The sequence below is a fragment of the Paraburkholderia sp. GAS82 genome, from assembly GCF_050436285.1.
Taxonomy (GTDB): Bacteria; Pseudomonadota; Gammaproteobacteria; order Burkholderiales; family Burkholderiaceae; genus Paraburkholderia; species Paraburkholderia phenazinium_B.
Window position 1 is genome coordinate 129723 of the sequence record NZ_JBNDLX010000010.1, and the last position, 12440, is coordinate 142162.

11 protein-coding genes are annotated in these 12440 nt (G+C 59.8%); 5 read left to right on the forward strand and 6 right to left on the reverse strand.

From position 1 onward, the window contains the following. Positions 1-171 precede the first annotated feature (171 nt). From P3T17_RS28420 to P3T17_RS28435, 4 genes are all read left to right on the forward strand, one after another. Positions 172-1419 (forward strand): MFS transporter, encoded by a 1248-nt coding sequence (locus P3T17_RS28420; RefSeq protein WP_429409745.1) that lies wholly within the window; start codon positions 172-174, stop codon positions 1417-1419. A 237-nt stretch (positions 1420-1656) separates the two neighbouring features. Then, complete coding sequence (locus P3T17_RS28425; protein WP_429409746.1) at positions 1657-2922, forward strand: MFS transporter; 1266 nt, start codon at positions 1657-1659, stop codon at positions 2920-2922. 233 nt (positions 2923-3155) lie between these two features. Further along, the gene (locus tag P3T17_RS28430; protein WP_254369005.1) at positions 3156-3278 is read left to right on the forward strand and encodes an ankyrin repeat domain-containing protein; all 123 of its coding nucleotides are present in this window, start codon (positions 3156-3158) and stop codon (positions 3276-3278) included. A gap of 124 nt (positions 3279-3402) precedes the next feature. Continuing rightward, positions 3403-4356: a LysR family transcriptional regulator gene (locus P3T17_RS28435; protein WP_074269385.1), complete on the forward strand. Its 954-nt coding sequence runs from the start codon at positions 3403-3405 to the stop codon at positions 4354-4356. On the opposite strand, the gene P3T17_RS28440 is transcribed toward P3T17_RS28435, so the two are convergent. Then, entirely contained in the window at positions 4353-5297 is a 945-nt protein-coding gene (locus P3T17_RS28440; protein ID WP_429409747.1) for a cupin, read from the reverse strand. The two genes, P3T17_RS28435 and P3T17_RS28440, sit on opposite strands and share 4 nt — an antisense overlap. Before the next feature lie 369 nt (positions 5298-5666). Between P3T17_RS28440 and P3T17_RS28445 the strand changes: the two genes are divergently transcribed. Next, positions 5667-6173 (forward strand): cupin domain-containing protein, encoded by a 507-nt coding sequence (locus tag P3T17_RS28445; RefSeq protein WP_429409748.1) that lies wholly within the window; start codon positions 5667-5669, stop codon positions 6171-6173. A gap of 29 nt (positions 6174-6202) precedes the next feature. On the opposite strand, the gene P3T17_RS28450 is transcribed toward P3T17_RS28445, so the two are convergent. The 5 genes from P3T17_RS28450 to P3T17_RS28470 all read right to left on the reverse strand — a co-directional run bounded on the left by P3T17_RS28450 (position 6203) and on the right by P3T17_RS28470 (position 12203). Next, positions 6203-7105, reverse strand: coding sequence for an NAD(P)-dependent oxidoreductase (locus tag P3T17_RS28450; RefSeq protein WP_074268066.1), 903 nt, complete (start codon positions 7103-7105; stop codon positions 6203-6205). A gap of 42 nt (positions 7106-7147) precedes the next feature. Then, positions 7148-8302, reverse strand: coding sequence for an alcohol dehydrogenase (gene yqhD, locus P3T17_RS28455; protein ID WP_074268065.1), 1155 nt, complete (start codon positions 8300-8302; stop codon positions 7148-7150). Positions 8303-8397: 95 nt separating this feature from the next. Then, positions 8398-8802, reverse strand: coding sequence for a cupin domain-containing protein (locus P3T17_RS28460; RefSeq protein ID WP_429409749.1), 405 nt, complete (start codon positions 8800-8802; stop codon positions 8398-8400). A 459-nt stretch (positions 8803-9261) separates the two neighbouring features. Further along, entirely contained in the window at positions 9262-10554 is a 1293-nt protein-coding gene (locus P3T17_RS28465) for an MFS transporter (protein ID WP_429409750.1), read from the reverse strand. Between the two features lie 113 nt (positions 10555-10667). Next, positions 10668-12203 (reverse strand): UxaA family hydrolase, encoded by a 1536-nt coding sequence (locus P3T17_RS28470; RefSeq protein WP_429409751.1) that lies wholly within the window; start codon positions 12201-12203, stop codon positions 10668-10670. Positions 12204-12440 lie beyond the last annotated feature (237 nt).

The window sequence follows — 12440 nt, forward strand, 5'->3', positions numbered from 1 at the left end:
TTTGGCAGCGCATCGGCAAGGGAAATAATGCAATGGTATGGTGGTGCGTCATTCAAGACAGCACCCCGGACGCCTGACGCCAGGCGTTTTCATCAGAACCCGATGATGCGTTGGATTTGCACCGCAAATCCGCATCACTTCAATCAGTGTCCGCAAGGGACAAACAATACTATGTTGGTAGAGAGCAATCTGCCGGCGGGCATGCCCGCGCCGGAGAACGGTGATTCGTCGTCTTTACGCCAATGGCTTTCCGTCGGGGCCGTAGCGCTTGGTGCATTTGCATTCGTCACCACGGAGTTTCTGCCGGTCGGTTTATTGCCGCACGTCGCCAAAGAACTGGACGTCCTGCCGGGCACCGCTGGACTGATGGTCACCGTACCTGGTGTCATTGCTGCTGTCTCCGCGCCAGGGCTCATGCTGGGAGCGGGACGTATGGACCGCCGTCATGTCTTCCTGTTGCTAACGGGACTGTTGCTGGCGTCCAATCTGTTATCGGCCTTCGCACCCAATTTCGCCGTCATGCTCATAGGTCGCGCGCTGCTGGGGGCCGCATTGGGAGGCTTCTGGACGCTGGCGATTGCCGCTGCTGGGCGGCTCGTACAGCCCAAAGATGCGGCCAAGGCAACCGCGATGATATTGACCGGCGTGACGTGCGCTACGGTGATTGGCGTGCCTCTTGGTACGTTCATCGCCGGCTTCTCATCCTGGCGCTTTTCCTTCATGGCCACCGGTGTGCTGGTTGCTGTCGCGTTCGTCGCGCAACTGTTGCTGGTACCGTCCTTGCCATCGAGTGCCGCGCTGCGGTTTGCCGACCTGGTCGCGCTGATACGGCGCCCTTATCCGCGTAGAAGCATGCTGATGGTGGCGCTCGTGTTCGGCGCTCACTTCTGTTCTTATACCTACATCACGCCGTTTCTGCTGCATAACGCCAGTTTCAGCATGTCGACCATTACCTGGTTGCTACTGGGGTTCGGCATCATTGGCTTCTTCTCCAACTTCGTCGTTTCGAGCACGGTCAACCGAAGTCTGAAGGCATCTCTTGCGACCATGGTGTCGCTGTTGATGTTCGCACTTTTGTCGATGCCTTTGCTAAGGCACTCGCAACTGGCGATCACGGTTGACGTGCTCGCCTGGGGAATTTCATTCGGCGCGCTGCCGCTTTGTTTCAGCGTGTGGATTCAGCGCGCGACCCCCGATCTGCCGGAGGCGGGCTCGGCGCTATTTGTCAGCATCATTCAGGTCGCCATCGCGGTGGGTTCTCTGGTGGGTGGGACCATCGTCGACTCGGTCGGTGTCCCCGACGATTTCCTGCTTGGCAGTGCGCTCGCCCTGCTCGGTCTGGCCGCGCTTGCAAGCTTTGGGCGAAGCACCGCCAATGCCGGCAACGATTGCATCGCAAGTCAGGCGACGCCTGAATGATCCCGCATCGCTGTTCAAGGTTGATCTGAATGGCGCGAACCCGTTTACGCACAACTGTTTTGCGTAACGGGTAACTTTCGCAATGCTTCGCCAACCCCTACTCTGCTTTGCTTTAGCGCGGTGCATGCCTGGCAATTCGGTCGGAGCATCTATACCTGTCAATGGCATTACTCGGTTCAAGGAAACAGCATGGTACGGGCTAACGGGATACTCGCGTCAGACGCAGCATCTTCGGCCATGGATGACGATTCGATATACGAAAAGGTGACGCGGCGTATCGTACCGTTGCTGTTCATGTGCTACGTGGTTGCCTATCTCGACCGCGTCAACGTCGGCTTTGCGAAGATCCAGATGCTCGCGGATCTGAAGTTTAGCGAAACGGTTTATGGGCTGGGCGCCGGAATCTTCTTTCTCGGATATTTCCTTTTCGAGGTGCCGAGCAACATACTGTTGCATCGCGTCGGGGCGCGACTCTGGATTGCGCGTGTGATGATCACCTGGTCCATCGTCTCGGCAGTGACCCTGTTCGTCAAAACGCCGACGATGTTCTACGCGCTGCGCTTCGTGTTGGGTCTCGCTGAAGCGGGTCTGTTCCCTGGCGTGATCCTGTATTTGACGTACTGGTACCCGGCGCGCCGGCGTGCAAACATTCTCGCGCTATTCATCACCGGAATTCCCATTGCTGGAGTGGTGGGTGCGCCCCTGTCCGGCTGGATCATGAATTCAGTTTCCGGCGCACACAATCTGGCCGGCTGGCAGTGGCTGTTCCTGATAGAAGCAATTCCATCACTGGTGATGGGGATTGTCGTGCTTCTCTTTCTGGATAACAACGTGGAGAGCGCACGCTGGCTCAGCGCTAATGAAAAAGCGCTGCTTGCGCGCAACCTGGCAGACGACCGCCAGGGCGTACGGTCGCACAGGACGCGCGACGGTTTCACCAACCCGCGTGTCTGGTTGATGTGCATGCTGTATTTTTTTAACATGATGGGCCTATACGGTGTGGGTTTCTATTTGCCGACGCTGATCAGGAACACCGGCGTCAGCAATCCACTCAGTGTGGGGCTACTTACGGCGCTGCCCTATGCCGTTGCGGTGGTTGCCATGCTGCTCGTGAGCCGCCACTCCGATGCACACCAGGAACGGCGTTGGCATATCACGATCCCGGCATTGGCAGGCACGCTAGGCTGGATCGCAAGCGCCGTATTCATGCACGAGGCAATGCTCGCCACAATCGCACTTACGGTAGCGACGGCAGCTGTGTTAGTCACCATGACACAGTTCTGGGTGCTGCCGACCGCAATGCTGACCGGTGCCGCGGCCGCTTCAGGAATCGCGGTGATCAATTCGGTGGGCAATCTTGCCGGGTTTGTCAGTCCGTACCTGATCGGCGGGATCATCGACGCGACTCATTCGACGCTACTGGCCGTAATCGCACTCGCGATCAGCATGTTTTTAGTGGGCGCCCTTGCCCTGACGCTGCCCAAGCAGATGGTCAACCGTTAAGCGCCAGAACAGACGGTTCGATAAAAACGCGTACCCCCGGGCAGCACAGTCAGCCGTGAAGCCGCTAGCAGGCACGCAGCCCACTTGACCGGCATCACACGCTTCTCGCCACGATCGTTTCATTGTCTTAATCACATAGGGTTACTTATCGTTGTTGGTCGACGCCCATTTTCCCCTCGAAACGAAGACGGCTGAGGGCTACACGGCGCTCATTCTCAGCGCCTACGACAATCGTGGCGCACGGTGCGAACGTCAACCACGTCGATGCGCGCGGAGGGACCGCGCTGCAAATGGCCCTCGCGCAACACAACACGTCTGCAGCGGACGCACTACGCCAGGCGGGCGCGATACAATGAGCGCACTTGCCGTCCCGGAGCGCGTCGCGTGGCGCAGTGCCAGCGGACCATGCCCGTTTCATTGAGCCACGCAATGGCGTGCGAACCGGGCCCGTTCCAGCAAGTTCGATTTGCACCCCAAAAAATGGACTATTTTTCAGCGGTACACGCTTTCGTCCGTGCAGCGGAACTGCAGAGCTTCAGCAAAGCTGCGCGTGAAATGACGGTCAAGACCTCGACCATCTCGCGGTATGTGAGCGACCTCGAAAAGGATCTCGGCATCGCCCTCTTCAATCGCTCGACACGGGGTCTGGTGCTGACAGAGGGCGGCAGGGTATTTCGCGAGCGCGCGATCCTGGCACTCGAAGCACTCGACGACGCCCGGCAGGCCACGTCGTCCTTGAATAGCACGCCGCAGGGCCTGCTGCGCGTGACGATGCCATCCGCATTCGGGCGGCGGCATGTCGTGCCGCACCTGCCAGCATTCATGACCCGGTACCCGGACATTGACCTCGACCTCGTGCTGACCGGCGAGACCCTGAACATGATCGATGCCGGGATTGACTTAGCCATTCGCATCGGCGTCTTGTCCGATTCTTCATTAATGGCCAGACGTCTCGCACCCCATCGGCGGATCGTCTGCGGCAGTCCGAAATATTTCGATCGAAACGGTATGCCGTCCGTCCCTGCTGATCTTGAGGCTCACGAATCACTCCGCCTGTCGCTGCCACCCGCTGACAAGTGGTTTCTCACCCGCACGGGAAGTCCCAAAGCTGCCCTGGAGCAGACACTCGTCGGATTGAAAGGCCGGTTGCGCGGAAACGACTCCGAGGCTGTGCTCGACCTCGCGCTTTCGGGATGCGGTATCGCCCTCCTGCCGACCTGGCTCGCGGGCACAGCCGTACGCGAAGGGAGGCTGATCCACGCCCTCCCCGAATGGGAAGCACGCACAGGCAAGGCCGAACCGGCTATCTGGGCGGTCTATCCGCCGAAGAAGATCGTGTCGTCGAAGGTGCGCTCGTTTGTCGACTTCTATGCAGAGGCGATCGGCGAGCCGCCGTACTGGGACGACGGACTCGCACTGGAGCTTCAGCCTTAACGCGCAAAGCGGATGTCGAGCGTGCGTAGCCAGGTCTGCAAACCGGCATCCTGGATCGGAATCACATAAGCGTTTTCGTTCGTTTCATTGAAATGCGCATGCCAGTATCCCGGCGGCGTGACGAAGGCCATCCCGGCTTCCCAATCGACGCGAGTCGGATCCACGATATTGCCGTTCTCGTCCAGTTCGGTACCCACCAGCGTATAGACGCCCGGGGCGCCCCCAGCGATGAAGTCGAGTGCGATCGACTGGTGGCGGTGCGGCTTCTGAATCGAGTTGGGTGGAACTATGCCGAACATGGCCCATAGCACGTGCGTGACCGTTCGCGTTTGCGGGAAGTTGACATTGCCCATCAGCACGCTGATGCGGTTGCGGCGCCCCGCATTGGCTTCTTCAGCGACCTTGCGCAATTCTGCCTGCGCCTGGGCGGCCGGATAGAGCGTCGGCGCAAAGCGCGCCTGGACGCCGGTCGTACCCAGATAGGTGAGCAGCGGCGCGTCGTTGACGTAATAGAGCGTGGCCGTCGCGTTGGCGGACAGCACAGCTTCATCGCCGCCCGGCAGGGTAAAGAAATCGCCTTGCGCGAACGGGAAGCGGGTCTCGCCCTGCGTCACGCTGCCGGCCCCGCTGATGACATAGCAAAGCTGCGAGGTGGCGTTCGGGGCGAGCGTCAATGCGTCTCCTGCGTTGATGCGCAGGAAATTGGCGCTCAGACCTGGACCGGTCGCGGGGCTGGGGCAACCCAGTTCCGCAGAGAGGTCGAGCGGCACAATCCGAGTGGCGCCCTCTGCGTACAGCGAAGGCGAAAAATTGCGGAATGGCACGCGCGAGATGAGCTTCGCGCCGATCGGATTGGCTGATGACGTGTACTCGAAGTACTCGGCGTCCTGGTTCGCGGCCGCGGTTTCGACAGAGTCCGGTGAGAGCGTTCTGGTCAACATGGTCTGCTCCTGAAAGTGAGGGAAGCTTCGTGCAGGTCCGATCGAAGCGATGTGACGTGCGTTCGAGAGCTGATCTGACTATAGGTGCGGAGCATTGGCGGCAGAAGTGCCCGGCATCGATATCACCTTTGCACAAATGGGCGTGTCCTGCGGCCGGTCCGTGGTGCACAGCAGAAACGGGGAGCCGAATCGCGGGCCGGCACTTCCCCTTTTTTAGAAACGATCTTTTGTGCATCGGGATCTTCATCCCCTGCTTGGGATCCTTTAGTGTGATTGGTCATCTATCGGAGTCGACGAATCGGCTTGCCCTGTTCGTCCCGCGACACTCATGACCTCCGCGACAAATCGCTACTCAAGGAAAAGCTCTTCATGGAACCCATCGACCTGAACCGCCGCCTGATTCTGCTAACGTCCATGGTCAGCGCATTCGCACCTGAGATGGCGCATGCCAGTCCGATCGACGCCCATGAGACATTCGTACTGCCGCGAGAACAGATCACTTTCAAGCCTTGGACAGCCGGCCCGCCACACAGCGGCGAGATGGCGCCGCTCTACGGCGATGTCAACAAACCTGGCTTGTATCTCGTGATGATGAAATGGAATCCCGGTTGGTTCAGCGCACCGCATACGTACGCGACCGATCGGATCCAGGTCGTAGTGTCAGGCACCTGGTGGGTCAACAGCGGTCCTGATTTTGCACCTCAAGACGCAGTACCGGTCCCGGCTGGTGGCTTTGTCAAACGTGCCGCGCGCACGCCGCACTACGATGGCGTGCCGCGGCATGTGAAAGAGCCGGTCGTCGTCGCGGTGTTCGGGATGGGCCCGGTTGACCTGCAACTTTCAGATCCGGACAAGCCTGCATGGCGCCGGGTCTGATCGGCGCTTCGCAGGCTTGTCCGGCGGCCTCACGCGCCGGGCTGCTGCTTGTTCAGGCCCGCGTCGGACAACGCGCACAGTGCGACCGCGGACCAGTCGCTCTCCGCACCGAGACCTTGCGACCGTAACGTGAGGAATCGGTCGTGGACGAGGCTGGCAAGCGGCAGGGGGACCCCGAGCGACTCGGCGGCCGCCAGCATCAGCCGGTTGTCTTTCTGACCAAGAGGCAACGCAAAGCCGGGCGGCTGGAAGCGCTGCGATGCAATCAGCGGGCCGTAGATCTTGTACGGCGCTGCGTTGAAATTTGCACTGGTCAGCAATTCAACGAGATGCATCGGGTCAAGGCCTGCCTTGCCCGCTACCGCGCACGCTTCGCCCAGCGTTTCGATGATCACGGACAGCATGAAATTGCCGATCAGCTTGACGAGGTTCGCTTGAGAAGGATCCGAGCCGACGATGCCGACCGACTGCCCAAGGCCCTCAAGAAGCGGAACGGCGACCTTGAGATGCTCGTCGGCGCCCGCGGCCATGATAAAGAGTTTGCGTGCCGCGGCGGCGTCGGGTCGGCCAAAAACGGGCGCCGACACGAAGCCCAGACCTGCTTCGCGATACTTCGTTGCGTGGTCCTGCGCCGTTGCGACACTGATCGTGCTCATCGAGATGTGTACCCCGCCCGGCTTCAGCGTCGTGGCGATACCCGCTTCGCCGAACGTCACGGCTGTGTGCGCAGCATCGTCGGCCACCATCGTAAACACGACGTCGGCCGACCGTGCTGCACCCGCGGGACTGGCCGCAACCCTTGCGCCCGCTTCGCGCAACCGTTCAGCGCGTGCCGGGGTACGGTTGAAAACATGTACTTCATGTCCTGACTCGATGAGGTTCGCTGCGATTGCGGCGCCCATGGAGCCAAGGCCAATAAATCCGATCTTCATAGTGACGTTCCAAAGTAATGCACCAGACGGACACGGGCCTGCTCAGACCGCAAGTTGATAGACTCGGCGGCTGACCTCGGGCGTCACATCGCCGCGTTCGCCCAACGCAGTCATCCCGTGTTCTTCCAGTTTCGCGATCAGCTTGGCGACGGTCTGGCCGCCAATTTTGTAATCACGCAGGCGGGTACCGACGGTCATTCTCTCGAAGAACACGCGGGTCGCTGTGATCGCCGCGCTGATGCGTTCTTCCTCGCTGCCTTCGGTGATGTTCCATACACGCTCGGCATACTGCAGCAACTTCGCGCGTTTCTGTTCCTTGCGCACGGTCAGCATTGCCGGAAGCACGATTGCCAGCGTTTGCGCATGATCGAGGCCATGCAGCGCGGTAATCTCGTGACCGAGCATATGCGTCGCCCAATCCTGCGGCACACCGGCCCCGATCAAGCCGTTCAACGCCAGCGTCGCGGTCCACATCAGGTTGGCGCGCACGGCATAGTTATTCGGCTCGGCCAGTGCTTGTGGACCCACTTCAGTCAACGTGAGCAACAAGCCCTCGGCAAAGCGATCCTGCACCTTTGCATCGACCGGATAGGTCAGGTATTGCTCGACGATATGCACGAACGCGTCGACCACACCGTTGGCGATTTGCCGGACTGGCAGCGAATAGGTCGTCGTCGGATCCAGCACCGAAAAGACCGGATACGTCGCTTCACTGCGAAACGGCAACTTGTCGCCTTTCGCGCGGTGGCTGATGACACCGCCATTGTTCATTTCAGAGCCGGTCGCGGGCAGCGTCAGAACACTACCGAACGGCATCGCCTCATGCACTTCGACCTGCCTCGCCAGGATGTCCCACGGCTCGCCATTGAACTTCAGTGCCGCTGCGATGAATTTGGTGCCATCAATCACGGAGCCACCCCCGACAGCCAGCAGAAAGTCGATGTTCCGTTCGCGTGCGACAGCAACCGCTTGCATCAAGGTTTCGTAGGTGGGATTGGGTTCGATACCTTCGAATACGAACGAGGCACGCTCCCCGAGCGCCGCCTGCACTTGCGCGAGCACACCATTGCTCTTGATGCTGCCGCCGCCACAAGTGATCAGCACACGCGCTTCGCGCGGTACATGGGCATCAAGTGCAGCAATCTGGCCTTCGCCGAAAATAATGCGGGTGGGGTTATGAAACGTAAAATTTTGCATTGGATCTCTGTTCCTTACATTGATACGGCTTTCGCCGGCTCGACCGAGTTCTCTCTCAAGTTTCATGCGCAACAGGCTTCGTCACGCGCTGACTTTCAGATATCTTCCAGGTGAGTCACAAAAGGTCGAATATGTGCGTCATCGGGATTCACATACACAACATCGGTCGGTACACGACGCGGGGCGTCCACGGTAAAAAAGACCGCTGGCGACTCCAGTATTTCCGTTATTGCGTGTACGGTGTTCCGCTCGAAGGTGACCAGCTGGCCCGCAGTAAGGACGCGAGGCGCCTCGTCCTCGATCGCAAAGGTGACCTTCCCGGTCAGGAGGTAAAGATGCTCTTCGCACGTTTCGTGGTAATGGCGAGGGATTGGATAATAAACACGAAAAAGTCTTGAGCTCGCGGATGGTTCGTCGGTGAGATAGGTGTCGACGATTGTGCTAGCTGCCTCGTCAGGGAATTGGCTGATAATTTTTTGAAGGTCAAAGAATTTAAACAATTTGCACTCCAGAACAGGATAGAAACAGGCGGCACACCACAGCCCCTGCGCTAAATGACCATGCTTCCTGCGGCGTCAACTGCCCGTTGGGCTTGTGGTAGCCAGTTTCGCCGACGCTTTCCGACAATCATCCTGCGCCGCGATGGATCACGTCGGGCCCGCTGACCGCCCAACGCTCTTTCCTGCTCGTCCATTACGATGTTCCCGCCACTTAGATTCGTTGTACCAATTATCGATACTCAAATCTTGCCATGAGGTGAGCAGCGGCAAAATGACCGCCTTCGCAAATGACATTTGCGGAAATGAGGCAGGGCGTCGGATATGCGTTAGTTCATGCCGCGAGTGCGCGCTGGGGCGGCGTCATGAATTCCGGACCAACGGGATCGCGAGCAACACGCCACCAGTCGGTGTTGCTTCACATACGGTAAGGCCTCGCCGTTGATCTGCGGCAACGACCGCTCAGGCAGCCTTCGTCTGCGTATCTTCCGCAGTGGCCGCCCCTCGCCGGCCGATGACCAGCAGCATTGCCAGCACGCCGACCAGATCGACCGCCGCGCCGAGCACGAAGCCGCTGCTGTAACCGCCGAAGTACTGGACCGCCAGACCCATCATGGTCGGACCGACGATGCCCGAAATATTGCTCATCAGGTGAACAAAGCCGCTTACGCCGCCCAGATGCCTGCCTGGCACAAGCTCGTGCATGGTGGCCCAGCACGCTTGCGACGAAGCCGTCAGGAACAGCACGGCGGACGCTACGAGCAGTACTGCGGGGATCACGGAATCGACCGCGCTAACACCGAGCAGAGCGAGACCCGACAGCGCGAGCGGCACAGTCGCCGAGAGCTTGCGCGCCAGCAGCTTGTTGCTCATACGCTTGAAACACGCATCGGCAAGCAGGCCGCCGCCAAAGTAGCCGATCCCGCCGCATGCCCACGGCACCGCGCTCAGGATACTCATGTGCTTCATGTCCAGATGCAGCGCGTTGGTGAAATAGCTCGGCATCCACGAGATGAACACGAACAGCGTGTAGTTCACCGCGAACAGGCCGACGCCAAGTGCGAGCGTGCTCGGACGAAACAGGTAGCTGCGCAACGGCGTGCTTTCGTCTCCGCCCTCTGCCGGATGCGCCGCGCCGCGGCTCGCTTCGACCATCTCGCGTTCGGCCGCGCCAACCCGCGCGCTTTGCGCCGGCTTGTCGGTCGCGAATATGCGCCATGCGACGATCCACGTCAGCCCGAGCGCCGCGATGATCACAAACGACGTACGCCAACCGTAAGCGATGGCAATCAGCCCGACCACCGGCCCGGCGATCGCACTGCCTACCGTCTGGCCCGAAAACGTAAAGCCGACCATGGTTGCGGTCTCATGCCGGGGAAACCAGTTGGTGATGGTCCGGTTGGTCGTCGAATTCATTGGACCTTCGCCGAAGCCGAACAGCGCCCGGGAAATGAGCAGCGTGCCGAAGCCGGTCGCGGCTGCGGTCAATCCGCAGAGAATCGACCACGTCCCCATCGCCCAGGAGAAAACGCGGCGCGGTCCGTACTTGTCGGCGAGTTGACCGCCGACAAATGCAAAGATGGAATAGCCGAAGAAGAAACTGCTGAACACCACGCCGAGTTGCGACGGAGAAAGGCCCAGCTGCTTGTTGATGATAGGTGCGACCACACCAAGCGCGGCGCGGTCCATGTAATTGATCGCACCCGCAATAAACAGCAGCAAGGCGACAACGTAGCGATACTTCCCAGTCTTCATGTTGTCTCTATTCCGTATAAGTCGGGGTGACGGATTTTGTTATCTGGCACTTCTAACGAATGCCATGGAGGTACGACTTGTTGGCAGGCCTGGCAGGAAGCCGATTGAAAAACTCAACTCATGATGCCGATCTGCCACGGCACGAATTCGTGGTCGCCTAGCCCGAGCATTTCGCTCTTTGTTCGCTCGCCCGACGCGGCGGCAAGAATCGCGTCCAAGATTTTCTGGCCCGTGCTGCGAATCGACGCAACACCATCCAGAATCCCGCCGCAGTTCAGATCCATGTCTTCGGTGAGACGGTCGTACATCGGCGTGTTGGTGGCGAGCTTCAGCGAGGGCACGGGCTTGGCGCCGAACATCGAACCGCGGCCTGTAGTGAAGGCAATCAGATTCGCGCCGCCAGCAATCTGACCCGTCGCCGAGACGGGGTCGAAACCAGGTGTGTCCATGAAAACGAGTCCAGCCTGCTTCACCCGCTCGGCGTATCGATACACTTCCATCAGCGGGCCAGTGCCGCCTTTCATCGCGGATCCAATCGACTTTTCGAAGATGTTCGCGAGTCCGCCCACCTGATTGCCAGGGCTGACCTGGCCGTTGATCTGAACGTCTCGACCGACCGAATACTCGTCTTTCCACCAACGGATCCGCGCAACCAGCTTTTCGCCCACTTCGCGGCTGACCGCGCGCCGCGTGAGCGTATGTTCCACGCCGTAGATTTCAGGTGTTTCGGAGAGGATGGCCGTGCCGCCATGACGGACCAGCAGGTCCATCGCTGCGCCCAGCGAAGGATTGGCCGTGATCGACGAAAAGCCGTCCGAGCCGCCGCATTGCAGGCCGATCTTCAGGTGGCTCGCGGGAACCGTCGTGCGCTTCACGCGATTCGCGTCGGGCAGCAGGGCCTGGACCGCAGCCACGCCGGCCTCGATGGTCCGGCGGGTGCCGCCATTCTCCTGCATGATGAAGGTGTGCAGCCGCGAATCAACCTTCAGCTCTTCCTGATCCATCAGTCCGGCCAGCTGATTGCGCTCGCATCCCAGCCCGACGATCAACGCCGCGGCGAGATTGGGATGCCGCGCGTAACCCGCCATCGTTCGACGCAGCAACGCCATCGGCTCGCCGCTCATCTCCATGCCGCAGCCGATCGAGTGAGTGAACGCGACCACGCCGTCGACATTGGGGTAGTCCGCCAGCCGTTCCGGCGTGAACCATTCGGCGATCCGGTGTGCGACCGTCGCCGAGCAATTGACTGTCGACAACACGCCGATGTAGTTGCGCGTGGCAACCTCGCCGTTGTCACGCACGATGCCCTGGAACGTGGCGCGTTGCGCTTCGGGCACCATCTCCACGGGCTGATAGTCCGCGCCGAATGCGTAGTCCCGGTCGAACTCGCGGAACTCGACGTTATGGCTATGCACCATCGTGCCGGGCACAATATCCATCGCGGCAAAACCGATTACCACGTTGTATTTGCGAACCGGCTCGCCTTTTTTGATGGGCTTCGCTGCGATCTTGTAGCCCGCGCTCACCTGGCTGCGGCAAACAAAGTCTTCGGCTGGAACCGGCGTACCGATTGCCACGTCGATGCGCGCAATTACCACGTTGTCGGCGGGATGCAAGCGGATCACTGGCCCGCTCACGTTTTTGCTCATCGCCTCAGTCATCGGACACTGCCTTCTAAAAAATTTGCGCTCAGCGGCCGGACACGGGCGATACAAGTAATCGCTTTCTTTAAAGGGCCGCTACGAACGATGCTTCGCTGCTTGATATCCTTGGGTATCAGGCATCTTAGGGCACTTCACTTGCGAGTTCAATAGAAAGCGCTTACTTTGACGGGCAAATTTGGGGCCGTGCATTGAGAAAGTGTTTTGCGCAAAACGTCGTACTAC

What these genes read in the sequence shown, in the direction of transcription:
- P3T17_RS28445 (WP_429409748.1), top strand. Translation starts at nt 5,667, where the DNA reads ATGGAACCCATCGACCTGAACCGCCGCCTGATTCTGCTAACGTCCATG.
- P3T17_RS28440 (WP_429409747.1), bottom strand. Translation starts at nt 5,297, where the DNA reads ATGTTGACCAGAACGCTCTCACCGGACTCTGTCGAAACCGCGGCCGCG.
- P3T17_RS28420 (WP_429409745.1), top strand. Translation starts at nt 172, where the DNA reads ATGTTGGTAGAGAGCAATCTGCCGGCGGGCATGCCCGCGCCGGAGAAC.
- P3T17_RS28435 (WP_074269385.1), top strand. Translation starts at nt 3,403, where the DNA reads ATGGACTATTTTTCAGCGGTACACGCTTTCGTCCGTGCAGCGGAACTG.
- yqhD (WP_074268065.1), bottom strand. Translation starts at nt 8,302, where the DNA reads ATGCAAAATTTTACGTTTCATAACCCCACCCGCATTATTTTCGGCGAA.
- P3T17_RS28470 (WP_429409751.1), bottom strand. Translation starts at nt 12,203, where the DNA reads ATGAGCAAAAACGTGAGCGGGCCAGTGATCCGCTTGCATCCCGCCGAC.
- P3T17_RS28425 (WP_429409746.1), top strand. Translation starts at nt 1,657, where the DNA reads ATGGATGACGATTCGATATACGAAAAGGTGACGCGGCGTATCGTACCG.
- P3T17_RS28450 (WP_074268066.1), bottom strand. Translation starts at nt 7,105, where the DNA reads ATGAAGATCGGATTTATTGGCCTTGGCTCCATGGGCGCCGCAATCGCA.
- P3T17_RS28465 (WP_429409750.1), bottom strand. Translation starts at nt 10,554, where the DNA reads ATGAAGACTGGGAAGTATCGCTACGTTGTCGCCTTGCTGCTGTTTATT.